This is a genomic window from Bacillus sp. FSL K6-0923, assembly GCF_038630825.1.
Taxonomy (GTDB): Bacteria; Bacillota; Bacilli; order Bacillales; family Bacillaceae; genus Bacillus; species Bacillus pumilus.
In genome coordinates this window covers 2,694,403-2,720,369 of the sequence record NZ_CP152044.1, presented here as the reverse complement: position 1 = coordinate 2,720,369, position 25,967 = coordinate 2,694,403, and the positions used below count along the sequence as shown (strand labels likewise).

Sequence of the window (25,967 nt, the reverse complement as noted above, 5' to 3'; positions counted from 1 at the left end):
CTTTGTGGACTTGGCATGCTGAAAGACCAGTTGGTACAATTGTGATTGTACATGGTGCGAGCGAATATCACGGCCGCTATAAATGGCTGATCGAAATGTGGCGAAATGCCGGCTATCACGTCGTCATGGGTGACCTGCCTGGGCAAGGGACATCGACACGTGCGCGCGGCCACATTCGTTCGTTTCAAGAATACATTGATACAGTAGATGAATGGATCGAACATGCGAAATCATTCAGGCTTCCTACTTTTTTACTTGGTCACAGTATGGGCGGACTCGTTTCAATTGAGTGGGTCAAGCAGTATACCCATACGAAGATTGATGGCCTTATTTTATCATCACCTTGTTTAGGTCTGCAATTTAAACCAAAGAAGCTAATGGATTTTGCATCAAAAGGTCTAAATGTGCTGGCACCGTCTTTTAAAGTCGAGTCAGGACTGTCGATTGAACTAGCCACACGAAATCAGGCTGTGATTGAGGCAGACTCAAATGATTCCCTTTACGTAACAAAAGTGTCGGTTCGCTGGTACCGAGAGCTGATCAAAAATATTGATGCGGCCATGCAGCCAACGAATGTCTTTAAATCGATTCCGCTCCTTTTAATGCAGGCGGGCGATGATAAGATTGTCGATAAAACGAGGGTGATCAAATGGTTCAATGGCATTGAATCAACCAATAAGTCATATCGTGAATGGGAAGACCTGTATCACGAAATTTTTAATGAACCGGAAAGAGAAGATGTGTTTAAGGCAGCAAGAGCCTTTACAGATCAATATATTTGATGGTGAGCTTTAAGTTAGGGGTGGATTGATTTGTCAGTACCGGAGCGTCCTTTTGCACTGATGACCAAGGTGTATAAAGATATTTTTCCGCTTGTGCATCAGGAGCTGAAAAAGTGGCGGGCTCATGCAGAAATGATTGAAAATGAAGAACTGCGTACACAGGCATTAGCGAGCATATCGAGTAAAACCTTTCACTGCGAAGGCGGAGGCATTTTATCTCTTCTAGCAGGTGAGGCGAAAGAAACATGTATTGAATTCATTGTGGCGTATCAAACCATCAGTGATTACTTAGATAACCTATGTGACCGCAGTACGTCGCTTGATCCAAAAGATTTTCATATGCTGCATCAAGCAATGAGAGATGCGCTTGATATTCATGCTGAGCTCAAGTCTTACTACCAATTCCGTGATGATCAAGAGGATCATGGGTATTTACATGCGCTTGTCCGCACATGCCAAGACGTGCTGTCGCGCCTTAAGCATTATCCGATCATTCAGCCATATTTACACACGCTGTGCGATTACTACAGTGATTTGCAAGTACATAAACACGTCGTTCCTCATGAGCGTGTGCCGCGGCTAGAATCGTGGTTCCGCCAATATGAAAAGGATTTACCTAAGATGGAATGGTATGAATTTTCAGCTTGTGCAGGATCAACGTTAGGGATTTTCTGTCTTGTGGCGTACGCGCTGCAGCCGAACTTTACAGAAAAGCAGGCGAAGCAAATTTACGAAAGCTATTTCCCTTATATTCAAGGTCTGCACATTTTACTTGATTATTTAATTGACCAAGAAGAAGATAGGCTTGGGGGAGATCTGAACTTTTGCTCCTACTATGCTTCTCATCATGAGATGATGGATAGACTTCAGCATTTTATTGAAAAAGCGGATGAGCAGCTGAAAGGCATTCCGCACGAAAACTTTCACAAATTGATTAACAGAGGATTATTGGCAGTCTATTTATCCGATGAAAAAGTAACAGCCCAAAAAGAGATGAATAAGCTGGCAAAACGGCTGATCAGATCAAGCGGGAAAACATCGTTCTTTTTCTATATCAACGGAAGAGCTTACCGGACCTATCAGAAAATGCCTTGGATGAAATCCTCATAAAAAAGCTCAAATCCATTAGGATTTGAGCTTTTTTTCAATGGCGACCACAAAAGGCGGGTCGTTTTGAATATTCATGTATTGATATGATAAAACTTGCACCTCTTCATGAGGAAGTGATCTGCAATAGTCGAGAAGTACTTCTTTTTCTCTTTTCCCTTGGGGGTGTCCATGATAAATCACAAGGACGATCAGACCTCCTGGTTTAAGCCAGTTGAGGAGCTGCTCAATGGCTTCAATGGTTGTATGGGCCTGAGTGGTGACGGCTTTATCGCCTCCGGGCAAGTACCCAAGGTTAAACACCGCACCTGAGATATATCCATAAACATCTCTTGGCAGGTGTTGAGCCAGTTTTTCATGACCATCGTGAATCAGGTGAACATAAGGATATCCCTCGCCAAGCCTTTTGCGTGTCTGCAGTATGGCTTCTTCTTGTACGTCGAATGCGAAAACTTGTCCATCATGACCGACAAGATCAGCTAAATAGAGTGTATCGTGGCCATTTCCCATCGTTGCATCAATGACGACATCGCCTTTTTGACAAGCCCGTTCTAATAGCTCTTTACTAAAAGGGAGCATGCGTTTCAAGATCATTTTGCTGCTTCTTCCAATCTGACGAAACGTTTGCCTTGGTAGCTGTTACGTCTTTCAAGCTCAGCATTAATGGCATTTAATACTTCCCACTTGTTTACACTCCACATTGGACCAACCATTAATTCAATCGGGCCATCCCCTGTAATACGATGAATAATCATTTCTGGCGGCAGGATCTCCAGCTGATCACAAACAAGCTGGACATATTCCTCCTGGCTGAGAAACTCCAATTTGCCTTTTTCGTATTGCTTGACCATTGGGGTTCCTTTTAAAAGGTGAAGCAAATGAATTTTAATTCCTTGCACATCTAAATCAGCAACAGCTTTTGCTGTCTCCATCATCATGTCACGGTTTTCAAGAGGCAAGCCGTTGATGATATGCGAGCAGACACGAATGCCGTGTTTTCGCAGTTTTTCTACACCTTCTACGTAGCATTCATAATCATGGGCACGGTTAATAAGCATCGCTGTCCGTTCATGAACCGTTTGAAGACCAAGCTCTACCCAAAGATAAGTGCGCTCATTTAATTCAGCTAAGTACTCCACCACGTCATCTGGCAGGCAGTCAGGTCTTGTCGCAATAGATAAACCAACCACACCATCCAAATTCATCACGGTTTCAAATTTTTCCTTTAAAACAGGAAGCGGGGCGTGTGTGTTTGTATACGCCTGAAAATACGCCATATATTTTCCGTCTTTCCATTTTGTATGCATCCGGTCTTTGATTTCGTTAAATTGAGTGACGAGATCATCCGCCCGGTTTCCTGCAAAGTCACCAGATCCTGCGGCACTGCAAAATGTACAGCCTCCATGGGCTACAGTACCATCACGGTTTGGGCAGTCAAAGCCGCCATCTAAGGCCACTTTAAATACTTTATGACCAAAGTGTTCTCGCAAATGATAGTTCCATGTGTGGTAGCGTTTTTCGCTGTTTGAATATAAAAAAGGGTTATGCTGATCCAAGTCAGTAACCTCCTTGCGTAATAATAGGCATCCTTAAAGTTTAACAAAAATCATGAAGGAGGACAATTGAATCTGTCCAACATTTTCTTTAGTGAAAAAGCTTTACGTGGGCAAAATAGGCGGGAGCAATGATGAAATGGAGGGAATGCAGGATGGCAACAAGGCAGTCAATCGATGAATTTATCCAAAAAAGTACTGAAACCCTTGAGTTTGCAAATGAGCAATTTGATTTGAACTTACGTCAAGAGCATTATAATGAGGATGAATTTTCTAAGGCGCAGCTTATGCTGGAAGATGCGGTGAACGAATTAGAAAAATTAAAGGATGTCGCCAATGACCAGCAAAGAGAGCGGTTAGACAGAGCACGTGTTCAAATTCAAAGCTTACAAAATCAAATGATTTTAGGTATTTCTTACGACAACGAATGATGAACAGATCCTTTTTTAAGGGTCTGTTTTTTATTTTTTGAAAGGCTATTGACTTTTTATTTGAGTGTCTATATTGTATTAAGTGTACTACATCAACTAATACACTAAAGACACTTACAAAGTGAAGAAAGGTGTTCAACCATGAAAAAAGAAAAAAAAACAATCAATTTAAAGTGGATGGTGCTGGCTGTTTTGTTAGCATGTACATTTTTTTTCGTTCTCGTTTTCATTGGTTTTGAAGTTCAAAAAGATTTGATACTTAATTCAATCCCTTTAATGCAAGGACATGAACAAGCAATAGGACTGCAAAAGCATGAATGAGGAAAGAGGGAGCCATCATGATTCAAATAGATCCACGAAGCGCTGCGCCAATATATGAACAAATCATTGAGCAACTCAAAATTTTATGTCTAAAAGGTGTAATGAAACCTGGTGACAAACTGCCCTCTGTCAGAGAGCTCGCCACTATTATCATCGCCAATCCAAACACCGTCAGTAAAGCATATAAGGAGCTTGAGCGGGAAGGGATTATTGAAACACTAAGAGGCCGCGGTACGTATGTAACAGAAGAGGCTCAGTTTAAGCTGAATGAAGGGAAGGTATTGGAGATGAAGGAGCAATTAAGACAACTCATTATAGAAGCTCATTATGCCGGTATTGATATTCAACAACTGAAGGAATGGATAGAAGAGATCGGCTCAAGTCTTGAGGGAGGAAAAAAAGTTGATTGAGGTTAGAAATGTATCGAAGACATTAAACGGACGTGAAGTACTCAGTAACGTTTCCTTCAAATTAGGCGAAGGTGAAATCTTTGGTTTGCTTGGCAGGAATGGCTCTGGTAAAACAACTCTTCTCCGCTTGATTCAGCAAATTCTTCTTCCGGATGAAGGAGAGATTTATTTTAAAGACGTACTTGTGAAAGACCACCCGTTAGTGAAGCAAAATATTGTGTATATGCCAGTCGTCAATCCCTACTTTGACAGATACAATTACGGACAGCTTGTCCAGCTGTTAAAGCATATTTACCCGAAGTTTGACGTGACATATGCCAATGAGCTTGTGAATCGCTATGAAATTCCGGAAAAAGTGAAATACCGCGAACTATCGACAGGGTTAAAAAAACAGCTGTCATTAATTTTAAGCTTTGCGATCAAGCCAGCCGTGATTCTGTTAGATGAACCGACAGATGGTATTGATGCCGTCACAAGAAATGATGTTCTTCAGCTCATGATCGACGAGGTAGCGGAACGTGAAACGTCGATTCTCATCACATCGCACCGATTAGAGGATATTGAGCGGATGTGTAACCGAATCGGGTTTTTAGAAGGAAATCAACTTACAAGTGTCATGGATCTAGATGAATTAAAGAATGATTATGTCAAAATCCAGATGGCCTTTGAAGAAGATATGAACTTGAGTATACGAAAAAATGGTGTTGCTATATTAGATCAAGCGGGCATTTTTTATACAGCGCTTGTTCTTAAAACCGATGTAGAGGCTAAAGAGTACTTGAAGTCGCTGCAGCCAAAAGTATGGCATGAACTGCCTGTGAATTTAGAAGAAGTATTCATTGCAAAGTTTGGAGGGAAACGGAGATGGTAAAGCGGCAATTATTATATAAAGAGTGGAAGCAATCAGAGCTGACATTTATTTTAGTGATGCTGGTTGCAGTCTTTACGACGCCATTATCCTTTTTACTGGGATACTCGTCCTTTCAAACTTGTGTAAACGACCCCACATGTACAATCGGAGATCAATACTTTTATTATAATTTCAGTTCTGATATTTTTATCGCCCTCTCATGGCTTATGGGCTTGCTTTTTGCGATTATCCAGCTGGGATATGAAAGAAATAAAGGACAAATTGATTTTACTTTATCCTTGCCGTTTAGCAGAAGTACCATTTATCATACAAAGTTTTTCTTAGGTGCCGGAATCATAACGCTTGTTCATGTGTTGTCATATTTTCTCACTTACTTACTCATATTAGGCACTCAACCAAAAGAGACGTTTGACTTTAATAGTGGTTACTTCATTGCACTCGTATCAACCTTAATGATTTATAGTTTGTGTCTTGCAGCAGGTGCGTTAACAGGAAGCGCAATTAGTCAAGCCATTGTTACATTCAGTACAGCGATATTGCCATATTTATTAATTTGGCTTCCGATGTTTCATTTAGATTTTATTTTAAGAACGAATAGGCATTGGGTCGATGTCAGTTATGAATACTTTATTATGCCTATCGCCCCAATTACTTATATAACAGACCGTTTTCAATTTCGAGATATAGATAAATATCCACTTTGGTTCAGTGGTGAAGAATTCATTATACCCATTGTGATGATGATTGTATTTTATCTCATTGGTTTGCTTAGCTTTATGAAGCATCCTATTGAACGAAATGGTCGTTTCTTCCTTTACTCAAAAATGGATAGACCGATTCAGATTTTGGTCATTGTCTTCGGTGTTCTAGGATTTGGATGGGTTGGATTTTCTTCTGACACTTCCATATTGGGTTATATTGTTGGCATGATCATCGGCGGCGTAGTAGGTGCATTAACAAGTTATTTCTTAATATATCGAAAAAGATAAACAGAGAGCAGGGGAGTAGAGATGATTCAGATTCAAGCGTTAGATCATGTGTTTAAAATTGGTAAAAAGGGCAGAGAGAATGAGATTCCTGTGCTGAAAGGGATAGACCTGTCTATCAAAAGAGGCGACATTGCTTGTATAGTGGGGCGAAGTGGCTCGGGGAAATCTACCCTATTGAATTTAATTTCAGGATATATTACGCCAACGAGCGGACAAATTGTCATTGATGGTACCGATGTGACTGGATTTAATGAAAAAGAATGGGCGGACTTCCGCTTAGATCACTTTGGTTTTATCTTTCAAAGCTTTCAATTGATCGGGAGCTTAACGACGTATGAGAATGTTGAACTTCCGCTCACTTTAAAAGGTGTAAAGCCGTCTGAACGAAAGGCGAAAGTAAAAGAAATGCTGAAACGAGTAGGTCTAGAACATCATGCAGGGCATTATCCGAATGAGTTGTCGGGCGGGCAGCAACAGCGTGTGAGTATTGCAAGAGCCTTGATTTTAAATCCATCTATTATTTTAGCGGATGAACCAACAGGCAGTCTAGATTCAGAAACCGAAGGAGAAATCTTAGCCTTTATCCAGCAGCTCAATCGTGAAAAAGGAATCACATTTGTCATTATTACACATGACGATGAAGTCGCCTCCATCGCAGATACAACGTTCCAGCTCCATGATGGTGTATTAAAGAAAGGGGAACAATCCATTGAAGTTTAGAGATCAGGTCAAATTCATTAGAAGAAACATGAAGAAAAATAGATTGCGTGTGTTTATGACCATTCTTGCGACGACAATGGCATGCTCTTTCTTAATCGTTTTAGCATCTGTCGGTTTTGGTCTGCAAAAATCAGCGCAAGATGAAATCATGAAACAGCAAATCATCACAGAAGTGAAAGTGTTAGGCAAGGAAAAAGGTGACGTCAAGACAGATGATTTGAAGAAATATGATCATGTGAAATCTGTGGTTTCAAGAACGGCGCTCACTCCATCGGTAAAGATCGAGCTCGATGACCGCTCAGGTGAAACGCAGGTTGCTTTGACCGATATGAAAGAAGAAAAAGAAGCAGGGCTTGAGCTAGACCGAGGTAAAGTCCCAACATCAGCGAACGAAATTGTGGTCGGGTATCATATGGCTGAACAACTGTGGACAAAAAAAGAACGCGAAGCCTATGAAAAAGAATTAAATCAGACATCAAATGGTGAAGAAATGCCAAAAGAGCCTAAAGGCTACACGAAGGATATTTTAAATAAAGTAATCCAAATCAAAGTGCCAAAATTAAATGAAGAAAATGAAGTTGTCAAAGAAAAAACATTTGATTTCCGTGTAGTAGGTGTCATGAAAAAGCCAAATCTGGAGTGGCAAGAGGATCATAAAATTCTCATTCCGAATGCGTATGAAAAAGAATTTGGTCAAATACTCGATCTATCTCCTGAAGCAGGAAATGTCGAGAAAATGACCTCTGTCTATGCAGATAAATTCGACAATGTTGGTGCGCTTACGAATAAGCTGACAGATGAGGGATACCAAGTCATCTCTGTGACGAATCAGCTCGAAGGAATGGATATGTTCTTTACAGTCTTCAAAATTGGACTTATTTTTGTTGGATGTATTGCGGTCATTATTTCTGCGATCGGGATTTTCAATACGATGACAATGGCTGTAACAGAGCGGACACAAGAAATTGGGATTATGAAAGCCATTGGCGCGAATCCATCCATTATTAAGCGAATGTTCCTCATGGAAAGTGCTTATATTGGGGTGATTGGGTCGATCATCGGTATTATCATCTCATATATCATTAGTTTCGCTGTCAATTTAATCATTCCAGCTATTTTGACGTCCATGTCAGAGGGAGGGTCAAGTGATCAATTCTCGATCACCTTCTCCTACATTCCACTCAGCCTTGTGATTACAGCAACAGTGATTAGCGCAGGGGTAGCGATCCTTTCAGGGCTCAACCCAGCACGTAAAGCAACAAAAACGAATGTATTATCAGCATTAAGAAGAGAAATCTAATAAAAGAACCTCCTAAAACACCCTATGGGGCTGACAGGAGGTTCTTTTTTTCGTGACACATGGCTATTGCTTAGGTGCCCGGTACCCTGCACGCTCTGCTTCTTCTACGGAGCAAAACATTTTGGTTACATTTTTGGTTCTAGAGTAGTATCTGCTGCTCGGTGTGTGATAAATACCGTTGACACTACCTTTGATGTTACAGGCGGCAGATTCTTTTTTTGTTTCCTTCTGTGATTCATGACCGCCTGTACTTTTTCCTTCATCTTTAGGAGCGGAGCGCTGAACGGTAGAAGACTCTGTATCGCTGCTACTTTTCTTGTTCTCTTTTTTGAGCGTTTCGTTGCTTGAGGTAAGCTTGTCTATTTTCTCTTCAAGCGCTTGAATAGTCTTTTCTTGCTTTTTGACTGTTTCTTTTTCTGAGGTGATGGTTTCTAGCTCTTTCGCTAGCTCTTCTTTATCCTTTGTTACGTCCTCTAAAGAAGCGGTAAGTTCTTCTTTATCAGCTTTTAAGCGCGTTATGTCAGATGTGAGCTGCTTTTGATCCTTTAACAGCTGTTCTGAAGATGGATCTGCTTGTGCTTTCGGTGCATCTGTGGCAGCAAACGGTAATGACATAATGGAAAAGATGAGACCTAAGATTAAGAAAGGATAAAATAGTTTCTTTGAAAAGATCTGCGCGTTTTGGTGTTTGAGTAATAAGAAATTGACAGCATATCCAATGGCAAAACAAACACATAAAAGACCTATGATGAGTAACATCATCATCTAGAAGCCCCCCTATATCTTTCATTACACTAATTATACCTCATATTTCCATTTTTAGGGGGTGTTTTAACTAAAAAAAGCCCTGTTTTACACAGGGTTTTCAGCTAATGGTAATCCTTTGATTGCTTCCTTAACTGTTAAATAAGTGATTGTATCCTGAAAATCTGTATCCAAGTCTTTCATTTTCATGGCAAGCTGCGGTTTGATCCCTGTGATGATCAGTTCGGTTCCAGTTAAATTGAGAAGATGGTGCAGCTTGAAAATACGTGCTGCAACGGAATCATCAACATCGATTAAACCAGAAAGATCGACAATTAAATAATCATCCTTTGAATCATCTAATATACAAGTTAACTTCGCAACAATGGCATCAAAGCGTTCTTCAGATAGTTTTCCAATGAGAGGCAGAGCAGATACACCATTTTTGATTGGGACGATTGGCGTCGAAAGAGAGGTGACTTCCTGTAAGGAATCTTCTAGGAGCTGTTCATATTCTTTCTGTTTCGTAATATCTTTTTGAAAGCCAATGAAAAAAGTTTTATCATCTTGTTCAATGTATAGTGGATCTATATTGAGTTCATTCCAAAAAAAAGTACCGTCTTTTTTATAATTTTTTAACTGTGTGGTAATAGGTGTTTTATTCTGTATTCCATGACGTATTAAATCGATCTGTTCTTGATCTGTGTCTTTCCCTTGAAGGAATCGACAATTACGCCCGAGAATTTCATCTGGTTTGTATCCAGTCATGTGTGTAAAACCATGATTCACATAAACGATAGGGTTATCTTCTAAAGAAGGGTCTGTAATGATAACACCGATCCGCGCATGATCTAGCGCTTTTTTTATAAGTTCAAGCTGTTTTTGTAAGCCGAAGATGTTCGAGCTGACCATATTACCCTCCTTTGTTGCTGCTATGAGACATATCAAATGGTTGTCTTTTCAACCAAAGATACTCCTTACTAACGTAACATAACATATGTTCTGTTTCAACGATTGCAATAGCTTTGTTAAATTTGTCATCATAGTTTGTCCTCCATTAGAATATAGTAAGTAAGGAGACTTTTCTTTAGAAAAAGAAGGAATCAATTGCTCATAATTCATAAAATGACAAAAATAGTTAATATGGATTAGACAAAAATGATTCCAATGCATCAAGATTGTTTTGGGTCATTCACATATAATGGAAGAAACAAGCTTTTTTTCTTCGTTAGAGAGAATAGACCTTTTACATGGATTATGACGGAACAGCAGAATGGCATTACAGGGGGCTGGACAGCCTGAAGTCGCTTTACTATTCTAAGGGCTTTAGGAAGGTGATGAAAATGCTGCAACAAGTCATTATTGCTTGCGCCATTGGAGGGGTCATGGGCATTCTCGGTCACGTAAAGAAAAAAGGCAGGCTAGAGAAGCCCAGAATGACAAAAAAGTTTATTTATTTAGGGTTTATTGAAGATTGGCTCGTTGGGATGATTGCCGCTACACTGCTTGTCTTATCCTCAAATCCCGATTCTAGTCTACACTTGGTCATCTTATCAATTATTTCAGGTTACGGAGGAGAAGCAGTTCTGCGAAGCTTTGATTTTGTAAGAGAACAGCATTCACAGAATGCAGACTCCAACCGTCATAACCGATCTCCACACGAATAATTTCCTCTACTTTACCCTGATCTAGGGTACATTCCCATTGTATACAAACCTGCTTGCACTTATGATCATAATTCTATAAAATACTACTTAGATGACGGTTACGATAAGAACAGTGAAGAGGAGTAGTAGGAAAGCAGTATTTGTCTTTAGAGAATTGACGGCTGGTGAAAGTCAATCAAATCTGCTTCTGAACTCGCCTCAGAGTTGCAGTTGCGTTAAAGCTTCTGTCGCATGTCTGCGTTAAAGATATTAAGTGAGCGTACAAACAGAAAGTTACGCTAACAAGGGTGGTACCGCGGGAACCAAAAAATCTCTCGTCCCTTTCCAGGGATGAGGGTTTTTTGTTGATTTTAGAAAAATCTGAATTCTTGCAGTGGTCATCTGAGCAGATACAGCCGTACATATTAAAGGAGGTTTTCACATTGAGTTTTCAGCATCGGGAAATTGAAAAGAAGTGGCAGGATTATTGGCTGACACAAAAAACATTCGCCACATCTGACTCGGAAGATAAACCAAAGTTCTATGCACTTGATATGTTTCCATACCCATCAGGAGCAGGACTTCATGTCGGGCACCCTGAGGGCTACACAGCAACGGATATTTTATCACGCATGAAACGTATGCAGGGATATGATGTTCTTCATCCAATGGGATGGGACGCATTTGGTCTTCCAGCAGAACAGTATGCACTAGATACAGGGAATGATCCCGCGGTCTTTACAGAAGAGAACATCAATAACTTCCGCCGCCAAATTCAATCACTAGGGTTCTCGTATGATTGGGATCGAGAAATCAACACGACTGATCCGAATTATTATAAATGGACACAATGGATTTTCTTGAAGTTGTACGAAAAGGGATTGGCTTATATCGATGAAGTACCAGTGAACTGGTGTCCGGCGCTTGGCACAGTCCTTGCAAATGAAGAAGTCATTGATGGAAAAAGTGAACGCGGAGGGCATCCAGTTGAAAGACGTCCAATGAAGCAATGGATGCTAAAGATTACGGCATATGCGGACAGGCTGTTAGAAGATTTAGAAGATATTGATTGGCCTGAAAGCATTAAGGACATGCAGCGTAACTGGATCGGACGTTCAGAAGGTGCACATGTTCATTTCGAAGTAGAAGGACATGATGAACAGTTTACTGTATTCACAACGCGTCCTGATACATTGTTTGGTGCGACCTATGCGGTACTTGCACCAGAACATGCACTTGTTGAAAAAATTACAACAGCTGCTCAAAAAGAAGCAGTCGAAGCATATATGAAAGAAATTCAATCTAAGAGCGACTTAGAGCGGACGGATCTTGCAAAAACGAAGACGGGTATTTTCACAGGCGCTTATGCCATCAATCCAATAAATGGTGAAAAGATGCCGATCTGGATTGCAGATTACGTGCTAGCTACTTATGGAACAGGCGCGATTATGGCGGTACCTGCTCATGATGAGCGTGACTATGAATTCGCCAAAACATTTGATCTTCCAATCAAGGAAGTTGTCGAAGGCGGAGACATTGAAAAAGAAGCTTACACAGGTGATGGAAAACACATTAACTCTGATTTCCTCGATGGATTAGGAAAAGAGGAAGCGATTGAAAAAGCCATTGCATGGCTGGAAGAACATCAAAAAGGCGAAAAGAAAGTCACTTATCGTTTAAGAGACTGGCTATTTAGCCGCCAGCGTTATTGGGGTGAGCCAATTCCAATTATTCATTGGGAGGACGGAACGTCTTCAGCTGTTTCGGAAGATGAGCTTCCATTGATTTTGCCTAAGACGACTGAGATTAAACCAAGTGGTACAGGTGAATCACCTTTAGCCAATATCAAAGATTGGGTTGAGGTTGTCGATCCTGTTACAGGTAAAAAAGGACGCCGTGAAACCAATACAATGCCGCAATGGGCAGGCAGCTGCTGGTATTTCTTACGTTATATTGACCCGCATAACTCAGAAGAGCTTGCATCTCCTGAAAAGCTGAAGAAATGGCTTCCTGTTGATGTATATATTGGCGGAGCAGAACATGCTGTACTTCATCTTCTATATGCGCGCTTTTGGCATAAGTTCTTGTATGATATCGGCGTTGTTCCGACAAAAGAACCTTTCATGAAATTGTTCAACCAAGGAATGATTCTTGGGGAAAATAATGAAAAAATGAGTAAATCAAAAGGAAATGTTGTCAATCCAGATGATATCGTAGAATCTCATGGTGCGGATACATTGCGCCTTTATGAAATGTTCATGGGACCTTTAGATGCATCAATCGCTTGGTCTGAAACAGGACTTGATGGTGCTCGCCGCTTCCTTGATCGTGTATGGCGTCTATTCACAAACGAAGATGGCACAATCAGTGATAAAATAACAGAGCAAACTGGAGGCGCATTAGAACGCAGCTATCATGAAACCGTGATGAAGGTAACAGACCATTATGAAGGATTGCGCTTCAATACAGGGATTTCGCAATTAATGGTGTTTATCAATGATGCCTACAAGGCTGATACACTGCCGAAAGAATATGCAGAAGGCTTTGTGAAACTTCTTTCTCCAATTGCTCCGCATGTAGCGGAAGAGCTTTGGAATAAGCTTGGTCATGAAGGGTCTATTTCTTATGAAGCATGGCCGCAATATGACGAGTCAAAGCTTGTCGACGATGAAGTAGAAATTGTCGTACAGTTGAATGGAAAAGTGAAAGCAAAATTAACTGTCCCTGCTGATGCGACAAAAGAACAGTTAGAAGAGCTTGCGAAAAATGATGCACGTGTAAAAGAACAGCTTGAAGGGAAAACCATTCGCAAAGTGATTGCGGTTCCTGGGAAGCTTGTCAATATTGTTGCAAATTAATGATGACACCCATCGGTATGAACCGGTGGGTGTTCTTTATTTCCCGGGACATAATTTTGTCGAAAACAAGGTGATTGGACTATCGATCTCGTATGTTAACAGGTGATCAACAAAATGAGGAGTGATGTCAATGGAAAAGGGAAGCAAACGAGAACAACTGCTCAGTCTATTAGGAGAAATGCCAGAACGCCATCGCGTGGAGGCATATACGTTAAAGATTGAGGATCGTGAATCGTATGTAGTCGAAACACTCATTCTTTCAATCCATGGTGTGGAGGAAGTGCCCGCTTATTTTGTGAAACCGAAGGATACAGTGAAAAAAAGACCCGTTGTGCTGTTTCAGCACTCTCATGGCGGGAACTACGTCGATGGAAAGGAAGAGCTCATCAAGGGTGCTCATTATTTGCAAGAGCCTTCATATGCGAAAGAGTTCACCTCAAAAGGCTATAGTGTCCTGGCTATTGATCATGCAGGATTTGGTGAGAGAAGAGGGAGAACCGAAAGTGAAATTTTTAAGGAAATGCTTTTAACAGGGAAAGTGATGTGGGGCATGATGCTGTATGAAAGCATGTGTGCCATTGATTATGTACTATCTCGACCTGATGTGCTGCCGGACCGGTTAGCTGTTTTTGGAATGTCAATGGGCGGGCTTCTTTCCTGGTGGACGGCTGCGCTTGATGAGAGGGTCAGTGTGTGTATTGATCTTTGCGCACAGGTCGATCACCACACATTAATTGAAACGAACAATTTAGACAGGCATGGCTTTTATTACTATGTACCAAGCTTAGCAAAGCACTTTACGGCAGCTGATATTCAGGAAATGATTTTTCCAAGGCCGCATTTAAGCTTAGTTGGAAAACTTGATCCACTCACCCCTGCTGAAGGCGTAGCAAGTATTCAAAAGGGATTGAGTCAAGCATATCAAGCGGCTTCATTAAAAGAACGTTATCAGCTTGTTGGTTTTCATGCAGGTCATTTTGAAACAGCCGCTATGCGTCACGAAGCTACTCGATTCTTAAAAAAATGGCTGTAATCTATAAAGGCTGGGACATACTACGTCATTAGAAAGGAGGAGACAGATGAAAAAGATCACGATCATTGGTGGGTGCGGTGTGATCGGCCGTATTTTAACAAAAGAGCTCTCTTCTGAGTACGAGATCATCATCATTGATCAAACGGGCTGTGAAAAAGGAGTCATTTTGGCAGATGCAACGAATGAACAGGGATTATATAAAGCGATTCCGCGAGATACAGATGTTATCATACACCTTTTAAACATGGAGATGACGTATGATGTGATGAATCGTGAGGAGTTTGAAAAAATGAGTGATATTTTTTGGAGGAGCTCTTATTCTATGTTTCGATCAGCAGCAAGGCTCGGCATTCGAAAAGTCATTTTTGCAAGCAGCAATCACGTGACCGATCGTTATGAAAAAGATGGACGCTCCTTACTAGGAAGACATATTACAACAGACGATGTACCTGCGACTCAAAATGTCTATGGCATTTTAAAATTTGCTTCTGAACAGCTAGGTCGTTTGTTCCATGATCAAACGGGAATGTCTGTTATCAATTTACGGATTGGAACGGTTGTGACGGATGAGATGGAGGCATTACACGAGAAAGATCGAACAAAACGAACACTTCTTTCACATGAAGATCTAGCAGGGATGATAAAGGCAGCGATTGAAACGGCCGTTCCCTTTGGCACATATTATGCCGTATCAGAAAACGAAGAAAAGCCTTGGTCTATGAAAAACACGAAGCAGGAGTTAGGCTACATACCCGATGTGAATACGACGGAAATCCTTGAAGAAAATGATCAGGCATAGGGCATAATCATGTCATTAGCTGATGATCTTATTCTTTTGCTTCATGAGCATAAAAGCACGACTGACAGGATCGATCCAGTTGGTCTGTCAAGATGATTATAGACGCTTTCTTCCCTCGTTTGTTACATTTTAATCACGATATCGTCACAGGCTGCAGCTTATTTTCGGATAAAATGATAACGCTTTCAAAGGAAGGGTGTGATGAACATAGATCGTTCTATTAAAGACCGATTGTTCAACTTATTTAATTACTCTTTTCTACTCATGTTCGCATTAATATGTGTGCTTCCGTTCATCCATGTCATTGCTGCCTCTTTTGCTACAGTAGAAGAGGTCATCACGAAGAAATTTATCTTGTTCCCGACCACGTTTTCTTTAGAGGCCTATCGGTATATTTTCTCAACGGATATTGTGTACCGCAGCCTTATTGTGTCCATTCTTGTGACACTCGTTGGAACAGCTGTCAGCATGTTTTTGTCCTCACTCATGGCATATGGGCTGTCTCGTCAGGAGCTAAAAGGCCGGAGAACATTGATGTTTCTCGTTGTCTTCACGATGCTGTTTAGCGGTGGGATGATTCCGACGTTTATTGTGGTGAAAACTCTTGGTCTGCTTGATACCTATTGGTCACTGATTCTACCGGTTGCGATCAATGCGTTCAATTTGATCATTTTGAAAAACTTCTTTCAAAACATTCCGGCAAGCCTTGAGGAATCAGCGAAGATGGATGGCTGTAACGATTTAGGGATTTTCTTTAAAATTGTGCTGCCACTTTCTTTGCCAGCCATTGCGACCATTTCACTTTTTTATGCCGTGACGTATTGGAATACGTATATGACCGCCATCCTGTATTTAAATGATTCAGTGAAATGGCCGATTCAGGTGCTTCTAAGGCAGATTGTCATTGTTTCGAGCGGCATGCAGGGGGATATGTCGGATATGGGATCATCCACACCACCGCCAGACCAAACGATTAAAATGGCTGTCATTGTGGTAGCCACCATTCCCGTTTTGCTTGTCTATCCATTTATTCAAAAGCATTTCAACAAAGGGGCATTACTAGGTTCTGTAAAAGGTTAAAAAGAAGGAACAACGGAGGGATCTTATGGGGAGAAAGAAATTATGGCTGATTGCGTTTGTTCTGTTATTTGCAGCAAGCGGTATTTTATCCGCATGTTCAAGCAAAGGAAGTTCATCGGATGAAAAAGTTGATTTAGACAAAAAAGTGAAACTGACATGGATGGCCATTTTGTATCACCAGCAGCCGCCGAAAGATTCGGTTTTAAAGGAGATTGAGAAGCTCACAAATACAGAACTTGATATTACGTGGGTGCCTGATGCTGTGAAGGAAGACCGGTTAAATTCTGCCCTTGCTGCAGGGAATCTGCCGCAGATTGTGACGATTCAAGACATTAAGAATTCGTCTGCTATTAATGCATTCAGATCAGGTATGTTCTGGGAAGTCGGTCCGTACTTAAAGGATTATCCAAATTTAAGTAAGATGAACAAACTGATTAATAAAAACGCCTCTATAGACGGTAAGCTTTATGGCATTTATAGAGAGAGACCACTTTCAAGACAAGGAATTGTCATTCGAAAGGATTGGCTTGAAAATTTAAATTTGGATACACCAAAAACGTTGGATGATCTTTATGAGGTAGCGAAAGCCTTTACTGAAAAAGATCCGAATCAAAACGGAAAAGCGGATACAATTGGCTTTACGGATCGGAACGATTTGATTTATGGAGCATTTAAAACACTTGGTTCATATGAGGGAATGCCAACAGACTGGAAAGAAGAAAACGGCAAATTCACGCCAGAATTTATGACAGATGAGTATATGAATACGATGAAATATATGAAGAAACTGCGTGATAATGGCTATATCAATAAAGACTTCCCTGTAACAAGCAAAACACAGCAGCAGGAATTATTCTCACAAGGAAAAGCAGGAATCTATGTTGGAAATATGGTTGATGCTGTGAACTTGAGAGATGATGCGACAGATAAAAACATGAAGGTCGATATCTTAAACCGAATCAAAGGCCCAGATGGCAAAGAACGGGTGTGGGCATCAGGTGGTCATAATGGCATCTTCGCATTCCCTAAAACAAGCGTGAAATCAGAGGCAGAATTAAAGCGAATTTTGGCCTTCTTTGATCGCATTGCGGAAGAAGATGTCTATGGTCTCATGACGTACGGTATAGATGGCGAGCATTATAAGAAAGAGGAAGGAAATACATTTGTGAGGGAAGAAAGCCAAGTGAAAAGCTGGCAGACAGATGTACAGCCGCTTGTCAGTCTAGTAGGCATTGATAAAAGGTACTTGAAAAATAAAGGGGATGCGGTTCGTACAAAATATGAAGAGCTGGAAGAAGACAATCAAAAGATCATCGTCGCCAACCCTGCTGAAAGCCTGTATTCAGAAACAGCCTCAGAACGAGGAAATGAATTGAAAAAAATCATCGATGATGCGACCTATAAGTTCATTCTTGGAGACATCAGTGAAGATCAATTTAAGAAAGATGTAGAGAAGTGGAAATCAAATGGTGGCAATAAAATCATTGAAGAATATGAAGCTTCCTTTAAAAAATCAAAATAATCAACATAAACACCCCCGCACAGTTAAAAAGCGGGGGTGTTTTCATTAAAAGTCAAAGTTGTCTGGGTCTGGTCCGATACGTTTGTTTTCATTTAAATCAGACAGGCGTTTCATATCCTCATCTGATAAGGCAAAATCAAATATGTCTGCATTTTCTTTTAAACGATGCGCTTTCGTTGATTTTGGGATGGTGATAACGCCTTTTTGCACATCCCAGCGCAAAATAATTTGAGCAGGTGTTTTGCCGTATGTGTCCGAGAGTTCTTTGATCACCGGATGATGCAGCAGTTCACCCTGCATGAGCGGTGACCAAGATTCCATTTGAATGCCGCGAGAGTTCAAATACGTATAGAGAGTTTCCTGCGTAAGCTTTGGGTGAAACTCCACTTGATTGATAGCTGGTATGATGTCTGCATCTTTTAATAGTTCGTCTAGATGATGCGGCTGGAAGTTGCTCACACCAATGGCTCTAACCTTTCCTTCTCGATACAAGGTTTCCAGCGCACGCCAAGCGTCTTTATATTTGCCCTCAACCGGCCAATGGATTAAATATAGATCAAGGTAGTCAAGCTGAAGTTTTTTCAAACTTTCCTCATATGCTTTTAGAGTGGATTCATATCCTAAATCGGCATTCCACACTTTTGATGTCACAAAGAGGTCTTCGCGGCGCAGTCCTGTTTCTGCAAGACCAAGTTGTATGCCTCGTCCAACCCCTTCCTCATTGCCATAAATAGCCGCTGTATCAATACTGCGATAGCCTATTTGAATGGCTGTTTTGACGGCGTCTATTAATTCTGCGCCATCTTCAACCTTGAATACCCCAAGACCAAATCCGGGCATGTGGACTCCATTGTTTAATGTTTTTGTACTTTGTAAATGATTCATATTGAACACTCCTTAGATGGTTTGATTTTGTTCTTGTTGTTCGATTCGAAAACTAATCATCGTGAGAATGGCTGCGATAAGGACCATGATACCGCCGACCCAGCCTGTATGCACAAGCCCAAGGGTATCTGTCACGATGCCGCCTAAAAATGAGCCGATGGCGATACCAGCATTAAAGGCAGCAATATTCATAGCGGAAGCGACGTCGACTGCTCCTGGTGTGTATCTTTCTGCAAAGTCAACGACAGCTACTTGCAATCCAGGGACATTCATGAAAGCAAAAAGTCCCATCAGCATGACAGTTGCAATGCCTAGCACTGTAAATCCAGCAGTCAAGCTAAGGATAAACAAAATGATGCTCTGGATGATAAACATGTAAATGAGTGCTTTCATTGGCTGCTCATTAGCAGCCTTTCCGCCAATGACATTTCCAGCTGCGATCGTGATTCCGTATAAAAGCAGGATCAATGCCACCGCCCCTGGCGCAAGGCCTGTCACATGCTGTAAAAGAGGAGATAAATACGTAAAGACGACAAAGGTTCCTCCGTATCCTGTTGCTGTAATGACAAATAGAAGCAAGATTCTTTTTGTTTTTAATAAAACAGCTTGATCCTTAAATGATGTTTTCACGCCTTGCTTTAATTGAGATGGAACAAGAAAATAGTTAGATATTAGTGCGATTAGACCAATGATCACAATCACACCAAATGATGTCCGCCAGCCGAGCTCATGACCAAGAAATGTCCCAAATGGCACACCTGTCACAGTCGCTACTGTTAAACCAGTGAACATAAAGGCAATCGCGCTTGCCCGTTTTTCTTTCACTACAAGGCTTGCAGCAATTGTAGAACCGATGGACATAAAGATTCCATGGGATAGGGCTGAAATGACCCGTCCGATTAATAGGACTGAAAAGGTCGGAGCCATCGTGGCAAGTGTATTTCCAATCAAAAAGACGAGCATAATGAGCAAAAGCAATGTTTTCCTTTTCATCGTTGAAGTCAAAGAAGTCAAAATAGGCGCGCCGAATGTCACCCCAAGTGCATATAAAGAGACGGTCCAGCCAGCCTGACTGACGCTCACTCCAAAGTCCTCTGAAATCATCGGCAAAAGACCGACACTAATAAACTCAGTGGTTCCTATAGCAAAAGCACTAATAGCTAGTGCGAGAAGGGCAAAGTGGTTTTGTTTTTTCTTCATGAATCAGTTCACATCCTTCTGTGATGACATTTTGATAGACGAAGCCGATCGGCAAGAGTTATTATCTAACATAGATGACGAAAAAAAAAGTACGTACTTTTTTGTAATATAGGTACTAAAAAGTGCCTATTCGTATAAAGAGGAGTGAGGATTTAATGGAAAAGAAAAAATATAATATCTCCGTGGAAGCGACTCTTGAGGTCATTGGCGGGAAGTGGAAGTGCGTGATTTTATGTCATTTAACACATGGGAAAAAACGTACAAGTGAATTGAAGCGGCTCATGCCAAACATCACACAAAAAATGCTTACACAACAGCTGAGAGAGCTTGAAAGTGATGGGGTGATTAACCGAATCGTGTATGAGCAAGTACCGCCTAAAGTGGAATATGAATTAAGTGAATACGGTCAGTCGCTCGAAAGAATTCTGAATGCGCTATGTGACTGGGGAGCAGCTCATATTGAACGCGTGTACGGAGAGCCGCTTTCAGTGCTGGAAGACAGCATTTTAAATGAACAATTTAAATAAAAAAGTCCCGCTTCCTATGAGAGCGGGACTTTTTGTCTTATATGCCTTTTTTCTGGTCGCGGTATTTGCCGGGGGTCGTGCCTTCTAGTTTTTTGAAGGAACGGATGAAGTTTTGCGGGTTTTTATATTTCAGCTTTTCCGAAATTTCTTTGACGGACATATCGGTCTCCACGAGCCAGTTTTTGGCGACATGGTGTCTGTAGGATGAGAGATATTCACTAAAGGAAATATCCATTTCCTTTCTAAAGATACTGCTTAAATAATTTGGGTTGTAATGCAGGCGTGTAGCGATTTCATCCAATGTGAGATCTGAGTCGAATTCTTGATGAATGATATGAATGATCTTTTCTGAGATGTTTTTGTATTGTGATTCCTCGCGTGCACCTAGCTGGTCAATAATCGGCCGAATGATCTCATGTTTTAGCCATGCTTCGGTATCTTCAAATGTTTTAAATTCAAAAATCGTATCATACAGCATTTTATTGTCTTCGACCTCAAATAATTCAATGCCAAGCAAATGCATCAGCTCAATCAAATTGTTTAAAAAACGGGCGAGGGCGATATGGTACTCGTGCGGTCCTGCATTTTTAGAGAAAATGGATTGCAGGAGCACATGTAAATAGTGATCTGCCTTCCCTTGATCACCTGCTTTCATCGCATCAAATAAATCATGCTGCAGCTGCTTTGGAAAATGGGTTTTAAACGTTTTTCCTTGCTGGATATGTTCATATAAGATAATGGACTTTTTCTCTGCTTTGAGCCTGTATTTTAAGGCCTCTTTTCCTTCAATGTAAGCCTGTTTTGCCATCGTAAGCTCCTGAAACTGGCGGCTGATCCCGATGCTGATCGATAAACCGAGCTCTTCCTCGATACGCAGCTGAATCGTTTCTGCTAATTGGTTTAAATATTCAGTAAACTCTTCATCTGACTTTGAGTGATTTAGGATAATCGTCGTTTGATGCTGATTGACAACTGTTGGCTGCAGATGCTCCTCTTGCGGAATAATCTGCTCAATGAGTCCATTGATCGCAAATAAAAGTAAGTCAGCATCCTTTTTTTCATAAGGTGTTCCTTTTAGCGTATCAATTTGGGTCACAAGCATGGATAAGTGAGACCAGTCCTGAGGGAATCCTAAACTTTGGAACCGGTTGTTAATCTCTTCTTCTGTCAGCTTTCCGAGCAATAGCCGCACCATAAAGTATTGCTGAAGGTGCGTGACTTGTTGCTCAATACGTTCCTCTAAATCATTGTTTTGATCCTTCATTTGTTTAATACTCGACTCAATCAACTCAAATTCATTTTGAAAAGGCTGCTTTTGCAAAAAGGATTCATTGCGTGCAAAGGACTCGTATAACAAGCGGATTGGTTTATAAAAGTGTCTGGACCCAAACCATGAAAATAACAATGAAAGCGCTAACAAAACAAAGCAGATAATAAAGGTGATCCACCCAATTGATTTCGTTTGTGCCTTAAGTTCTGGAATAGAAACAAAGGATAGGTACGTCCATTCGTTATAGTCTGATTTTTGAAACGTAATTTGATAGTTTAGTTCCTCGATCTTCATGTTAAATTGACCTGATCGTTCTTCACGTGATAGGACATGCTTGACGAACTCTTGATTTTTCAGGGATTCACCAATTTGTTCTTGGCGGTTATGTAACAGCACTTTTCCGTTAGTATCAATGACAAACATACTGTCAGATTGAGAGAAGTCCGGCATATTGTCAGCAATCGTACAGCTCGGAATGCTGGCGACAGCGATCCCTTTTTTCTGGACACTGTTCATAGGGAGTTGTTTGATTAAGTTCACATTGTATTTGCAAAAGGAGGCCTTTCCTTCTTTTGTCGCAACAAGTGGATTATTCTCTTCAAGTGCCCAGCTGGAATGACTCGGAATATTGAGGTAAGAGGTGAGCGCTTCCTCTTGGTCTCCGCTTGTGACATGATAAAGCCCCGAATTGTTCATGTACCAGTCTTCCATTTTACTGACGAGTGTAATATTGGACAGATCGGTGTCAAAGGTTTGCAGGTAGTTCAGTTCCTGCTGTACTTGATTATAAAGCTGGAATTGGTCTGGATTTAAAGGTTCTGCCAGTGTTTGAAGGAGAGGCGGCGAACTGACATAGTGAGTGAGAGAATGATCAACAGTCTTTAAAATATGCTCAATATTGGATTGCGTTTGTTTAACGCTGTCCAGCTTTTCATTTGAGATATTTTCGAGTGCTGTTTTTTGTGAATGCTGATAAGAAAAAATACCGACAATGATGACAGGAATCGTACTAAGCATGAAAAAAAACGTGACGAGCTTGTAATAAAATTTATATTGCCTTCTTTTCATAAAACCCCCCATTTCAAACGGAACAATCTTTTCCTCTTTATTTATTAATCCAAAAATTTGGTAGGTTTGTCAATAATCATTTTCTGAGATTAGGATCATTTTCTCATGTTTTATGTAACGTTTTGAGTAGCTTCCCCTAAGTAAATATGATCTGATGATATGATTGTAGACGGATTTTTCATCCTTAAGATACAGTTAACACATGCATCAGCATGAGGGGAGGCTTTATCTATGAAAACAGAGGATGTCACTGCCAAGGGTGTGCCTGCGGCAGCTTTGAAAAAAGAAAGAAGAAAGCGCTTACTTAATCAAATGCTTAGTCAAAAGTTTTTGTATCTCATGATTTTGCCAGGGCTCATTTATTTTCTTGTCTTTAAATATGTGCCGATGTGGGGGCTGATCATTGCCTTTCAAGATTACCAGCCGTTTCTCGGTATTCTCGGCAGTGAGTGGGTTGGCTTCAAACACTTTATTCGATTGTTTACAGAACCAACATTTTTCATCTTATTAAAAAATACACTGATTTTATTTGCCATGAATGTTGTGATTTTCTTTCCAATTCCGATCTTATTGGCCCTGCTTTTAAACGAGGTCAGATTGGCATTGTTTAAGAAATTTGTGCAGACGATGATATACATTCCTCACTTCATGTCATGGGTGATTGTCGTGTCCTTATCCTTTGTTTTGTTAACAGTAGATGGCGGGTTAATCAATGAATTAATTGCTTTCTTTGGAGGGGAAAAGATTAACTTCCTTCTTAGTCAGGAATGGTTCAGGCCAATGTACATTTTACAAGTGATCTGGCGGGAAGCAGGGTGGTCGACGATCATTTACCTAGCGGCGATTACAGCGGTAGATCCGCAGCTATATGAAGCAGCGAAAATGGATGGAGCCGGTAGACTGAGACAAATGTGGCACATCACGCTTCCTGCCATTAAAAGTGTGATTGTCGTTCTGCTTATTTTGAAAATAGGTGACACATTAGAGCTTGGCTTTGAGCATGTCTATTTATTACTCAATGCAACGAACCGGGAAGTAGCAGAAATCTTTGATACGTATGTTTATACAGCTGGTCTTAAGCAAGGGCAATTCAGCTATAGTACAGCTGTTGGTTTATTTAAAGCAGCGGTTGGACTCATTTTGGTCATGCTGGCGAACCGTTTAGCGAAGAAATTTGGGGAAGAAGGTATTTACTAAAAAGGAGATGAAGAAAAATGACATTATCGACTAAAAAGGGATCACCACTTAAGCATGCAGAGAAATTAGCACAAACAATTATGAAAGCGCATACACCAATTGAGCTGCCTCCAGCTGGAAGATGGCATTATCATCAAGGCGTTTTTCTTTGCGGTGTGATGAAACTATATGAGTCAACAGGGAACGAGACGTATTTCAATTATGTGAAAAGCTACGCAGATTCGCTCATTGATGAGTATGGAAACCTGCTATTTCGAAGAGATGAGCTTGATGCGATCCAAGCAGGGCTCATTTTATTCCCTCTTTATGAACGAACAGGAGAGAAGCGGTATGTGCTGGCAGCAGAGAAGCTCCGCGGGCTTTATCGCACATTGAATCGCACATCTGAGGGCGGATTTTGGCATAAAGACAATTATGCTTATCAAATGTGGCTGGATGGTCTCTACATGGGAGGACCTTTTGCCTTAAAGTATGCAAAGCTGAAAGGTGAAGAGGAACTGGTGGATATGGTGATCCAGCAAGAGCATCTCATGAGAAAGCATACAAAAGATGAAAAAACAGGTTTGTATTATCACGCGTGGGACGAACGAAAAGTGATGCCATGGGCTGATCAAAAGACAGGCTGTTCTCCCGAGTTTTGGGCAAGATCATTCGGCTGGTATGTCCTTGCATTAGCAGACATGATCGAGGATCTGCCAAAGCAGCATGAGGGGCGAAAGGTGTGGAAGGAAACGCTGACAGACATGCTGGAGAGTGTAGCTAGGTATCAGGATCAAGACACAGGTCTCTGGCATCAAATCATTGATAAAGGGACTCATAGCGACAATTGGCTTGAAAGCTCTGGATCGTGTTTATTCATGTACGCCATGGCAAAAGCCATGAACGAAGGGTATGTCAGCCCCCGCTACACAGATCATGTGGTGAAAGCTTACCAAGGCTTAATTCAGCATAAGACGGCTGTGACAGAAAACGGTGATTTTACCATCAATGATATATGTATCGGAACATCCGCTGGATTTTATGATTACTACGTCGGTAGAGAAAGAAGCACAAATGACTTGCACGGGGCAGGCGCTTTTATTATGGCGTTAACTGAGCTAGAGAAGCTGCCTGTTTTTCAAAAGGCATGAAGAGGCAAAAAAGGGCTGCGGCATGGTTGATCAGCTTCATCGCTGCCTTTTGTTTGTCAGCCTGTCATGCGAAAACAAACGGTATCGATGTTCTGATTTTTTCTGATATGTCAAGGGGGATGAAGGATCAATTAGTCGAGAAGGCTTTTCAAACGGAACAAGAAACGTATAGCGTCCACATCTTTCCGGCGATTCCTGAAAAACTTCTTGTTGAAATTACCGCAAAAGAGGGGGACATCATGCTTGTCCCAGAAGAAATGTTTCGAACGTATGATGATCCTGAAAGCTTTCAGATGCTTGAAGAAATGGGCATAGATGATCAATCGGCAGGGCCATATACGACCGAGGATCAAAGGACAGGGAACACGGTCGATTATGCGGTTCAAGTTCATAAAGGCACGAAAAAGCTAAATGGCTATACCTTTCGTTTACATCGCGATATGGTCGCTTTTATTCCCGTGTATGCAGACAAGTCCAAAGAGGCGCTGTCTCTCATGAAACAGCTTCGTGAAAATCGATAGAAA

26 protein-coding genes and 1 other annotated feature are annotated in these 25,967 nt (G+C 41.1%); of the genes, 19 read left to right on the top strand and 7 right to left on the bottom strand.

The genetic code is table 11. From position 1 onward, the window contains the following. Positions 1-2: 2 nt before the first annotated feature. Together MHI16_RS13885 and MHI16_RS13880 are read left to right on the top strand one after the other, a co-directional pair. Positions 3-782 carry an alpha/beta hydrolase gene (locus tag MHI16_RS13885; RefSeq protein WP_058015001.1) on the top strand — a complete coding sequence of 260 codons (780 nt, stop codon included), beginning with the start codon at positions 3-5 and terminating at the stop codon, positions 780-782. 30 nt (positions 783-812) lie between these two features. After that, complete coding sequence (locus tag MHI16_RS13880; RefSeq protein WP_058015002.1) at positions 813-1,892, top strand: tetraprenyl-beta-curcumene synthase family protein; 1,080 nt, start codon at positions 813-815, stop codon at positions 1,890-1,892. 15 nt (positions 1,893-1,907) lie between these two features. On the opposite strand, the gene MHI16_RS13875 is transcribed toward MHI16_RS13880, so the two are convergent. Both MHI16_RS13875 and MHI16_RS13870 read right to left on the bottom strand, forming a co-directional pair. Beyond that, positions 1,908-2,483, bottom strand: coding sequence for a class I SAM-dependent methyltransferase (locus tag MHI16_RS13875; protein ID WP_058015003.1), 576 nt, complete (start codon positions 2,481-2,483; stop codon positions 1,908-1,910). Next, positions 2,480-3,445 carry a TIGR01212 family radical SAM protein gene (locus tag MHI16_RS13870; RefSeq protein WP_012010971.1) on the bottom strand — a complete coding sequence of 322 codons (966 nt, stop codon included), beginning with the start codon at positions 3,443-3,445 and terminating at the stop codon, positions 2,480-2,482. Before MHI16_RS13870 ends, MHI16_RS13875 begins: the two co-directional genes overlap by 4 nt. 152 nt (positions 3,446-3,597) lie before the next feature. Between MHI16_RS13870 and MHI16_RS13865 the strand changes: the two genes are divergently transcribed. The 7 genes from MHI16_RS13865 (at position 3,598) to MHI16_RS13835 (ending at position 8,484) form a co-directional block, all read left to right on the top strand. After that, complete coding sequence (locus tag MHI16_RS13865; RefSeq protein WP_034665376.1) at positions 3,598-3,873, top strand: YtzC family protein; 276 nt, start codon at positions 3,598-3,600, stop codon at positions 3,871-3,873. A 141-nt stretch (positions 3,874-4,014) separates the two neighbouring features. Next, the gene (locus MHI16_RS13860; protein WP_058015004.1) at positions 4,015-4,194 is read left to right on the top strand and encodes a hypothetical protein; all 180 of its coding nucleotides are present in this window, start codon (positions 4,015-4,017) and stop codon (positions 4,192-4,194) included. Positions 4,195-4,211: 17 nt separating this feature from the next. After that, positions 4,212-4,604 (top strand): GntR family transcriptional regulator, encoded by a 393-nt coding sequence (locus MHI16_RS13855; protein WP_058015005.1) that lies wholly within the window; start codon positions 4,212-4,214, stop codon positions 4,602-4,604. Then, the gene (locus tag MHI16_RS13850; protein ID WP_041815864.1) at positions 4,597-5,475 is read left to right on the top strand and encodes an ABC transporter ATP-binding protein; all 879 of its coding nucleotides are present in this window, start codon (positions 4,597-4,599) and stop codon (positions 5,473-5,475) included. The genes MHI16_RS13855 and MHI16_RS13850 overlap by 8 nt, the downstream gene beginning before the upstream one ends. After that, positions 5,469-6,464: an ABC transporter permease subunit gene (locus MHI16_RS13845; protein ID WP_058015006.1), complete on the top strand. Its 996-nt coding sequence runs from the start codon at positions 5,469-5,471 to the stop codon at positions 6,462-6,464. Before MHI16_RS13850 ends, MHI16_RS13845 begins: the two co-directional genes overlap by 7 nt. A 21-nt stretch (positions 6,465-6,485) precedes the next feature. Continuing rightward, positions 6,486-7,184: an ABC transporter ATP-binding protein gene (locus MHI16_RS13840; RefSeq protein ID WP_058015007.1), complete on the top strand. Its 699-nt coding sequence runs from the start codon at positions 6,486-6,488 to the stop codon at positions 7,182-7,184. Then, entirely contained in the window at positions 7,174-8,484 is a 1,311-nt protein-coding gene (locus MHI16_RS13835; protein ID WP_058015008.1) for an ABC transporter permease, read from the top strand. The genes MHI16_RS13840 and MHI16_RS13835 overlap by 11 nt, the downstream gene beginning before the upstream one ends. Before the next feature lie 63 nt (positions 8,485-8,547). On the opposite strand, the gene MHI16_RS13830 is transcribed toward MHI16_RS13835, so the two are convergent. Next, entirely contained in the window at positions 8,548-9,249 is a 702-nt protein-coding gene (locus tag MHI16_RS13830) for a hypothetical protein (protein WP_058015009.1), read from the bottom strand. Positions 9,250-9,336: 87 nt separating this feature from the next. Beyond that, complete coding sequence (locus MHI16_RS13825) at positions 9,337-10,140, bottom strand: STAS domain-containing protein (protein ID WP_058015010.1); 804 nt, start codon at positions 10,138-10,140, stop codon at positions 9,337-9,339. 425 nt (positions 10,141-10,565) lie between these two features. Between MHI16_RS13825 and MHI16_RS13820 the strand changes: the two genes are divergently transcribed. The 6 genes from MHI16_RS13820 (at position 10,566) to MHI16_RS13795 (ending at position 18,166) form a co-directional block, all read left to right on the top strand. Next, positions 10,566-10,895 carry a DUF4257 domain-containing protein gene (locus tag MHI16_RS13820; protein ID WP_223250657.1) on the top strand — a complete coding sequence of 110 codons (330 nt, stop codon included), beginning with the start codon at positions 10,566-10,568 and terminating at the stop codon, positions 10,893-10,895. A gap of 103 nt (positions 10,896-10,998) precedes the next feature. Further along, positions 10,999-11,220: a binding site (T-box leader), on the top strand. 97 nt (positions 11,221-11,317) lie between these two features. After that, on the top strand, positions 11,318-13,732 hold the full coding sequence (gene leuS / locus MHI16_RS13815) for a leucine--tRNA ligase (protein ID WP_268466428.1): 2,415 nt from the start codon (positions 11,318-11,320) through the stop codon (positions 13,730-13,732). 130 nt (positions 13,733-13,862) lie between these two features. Then, the gene (locus MHI16_RS13810; RefSeq protein ID WP_058015012.1) at positions 13,863-14,765 is read left to right on the top strand and encodes a dienelactone hydrolase family protein; all 903 of its coding nucleotides are present in this window, start codon (positions 13,863-13,865) and stop codon (positions 14,763-14,765) included. A 46-nt stretch (positions 14,766-14,811) separates the two neighbouring features. After that, positions 14,812-15,564: an NAD(P)-dependent oxidoreductase gene (locus MHI16_RS13805; protein ID WP_058015013.1), complete on the top strand. Its 753-nt coding sequence runs from the start codon at positions 14,812-14,814 to the stop codon at positions 15,562-15,564. Positions 15,565-15,783: 219 nt separating this feature from the next. After that, positions 15,784-16,644 carry a carbohydrate ABC transporter permease gene (locus MHI16_RS13800; protein ID WP_095117953.1) on the top strand — a complete coding sequence of 287 codons (861 nt, stop codon included), beginning with the start codon at positions 15,784-15,786 and terminating at the stop codon, positions 16,642-16,644. Positions 16,645-16,669: 25 nt separating this feature from the next. Beyond that, positions 16,670-18,166, top strand: coding sequence for an extracellular solute-binding protein (locus MHI16_RS13795; protein WP_058015014.1), 1,497 nt, complete (start codon positions 16,670-16,672; stop codon positions 18,164-18,166). 45 nt (positions 18,167-18,211) lie between these two features. On the opposite strand, the gene MHI16_RS13790 is transcribed toward MHI16_RS13795, so the two are convergent. Together MHI16_RS13790 and MHI16_RS13785 are read right to left on the bottom strand one after the other, a co-directional pair. Next, positions 18,212-19,051, bottom strand: coding sequence for an aldo/keto reductase (locus MHI16_RS13790; protein WP_058015015.1), 840 nt, complete (start codon positions 19,049-19,051; stop codon positions 18,212-18,214). A 12-nt stretch (positions 19,052-19,063) separates the two neighbouring features. Further along, the gene (locus MHI16_RS13785; RefSeq protein WP_058015016.1) at positions 19,064-20,251 is read right to left on the bottom strand and encodes an MFS transporter; all 1,188 of its coding nucleotides are present in this window, start codon (positions 20,249-20,251) and stop codon (positions 19,064-19,066) included. A 155-nt stretch (positions 20,252-20,406) separates the two neighbouring features. Between MHI16_RS13785 and MHI16_RS13780 the strand changes: the two genes are divergently transcribed. Further along, complete coding sequence (locus tag MHI16_RS13780) at positions 20,407-20,778, top strand: winged helix-turn-helix transcriptional regulator (RefSeq protein WP_003217763.1); 372 nt, start codon at positions 20,407-20,409, stop codon at positions 20,776-20,778. Positions 20,779-20,815: 37 nt separating this feature from the next. On the opposite strand, the gene MHI16_RS13775 is transcribed toward MHI16_RS13780, so the two are convergent. Then, complete coding sequence (locus MHI16_RS13775; RefSeq protein ID WP_268466421.1) at positions 20,816-23,116, bottom strand: helix-turn-helix domain-containing protein; 2,301 nt, start codon at positions 23,114-23,116, stop codon at positions 20,816-20,818. 231 nt (positions 23,117-23,347) lie between these two features. On the opposite strand from MHI16_RS13775, the gene MHI16_RS13770 reads away from it, so the two are divergent. Genes MHI16_RS13770 through MHI16_RS13760 form a run of 3 tightly spaced genes read left to right on the top strand, consistent with a single transcriptional unit; the run spans position 23,348 to position 25,964 of the window. After that, on the top strand, positions 23,348-24,313 hold the full coding sequence (locus MHI16_RS13770) for a sugar ABC transporter permease (protein WP_058015018.1): 966 nt from the start codon (positions 23,348-23,350) through the stop codon (positions 24,311-24,313). Positions 24,314-24,330: 17 nt separating this feature from the next. Next, entirely contained in the window at positions 24,331-25,443 is a 1,113-nt protein-coding gene (locus tag MHI16_RS13765) for a glycoside hydrolase family 105 protein (RefSeq protein ID WP_058015019.1), read from the top strand. Beyond that, positions 25,440-25,964: a hypothetical protein gene (locus MHI16_RS13760; RefSeq protein WP_058015020.1), complete on the top strand. Its 525-nt coding sequence runs from the start codon at positions 25,440-25,442 to the stop codon at positions 25,962-25,964. The genes MHI16_RS13765 and MHI16_RS13760 overlap by 4 nt, the downstream gene beginning before the upstream one ends. The last annotated feature ends 3 nt before the right edge of the window (positions 25,965-25,967 follow it).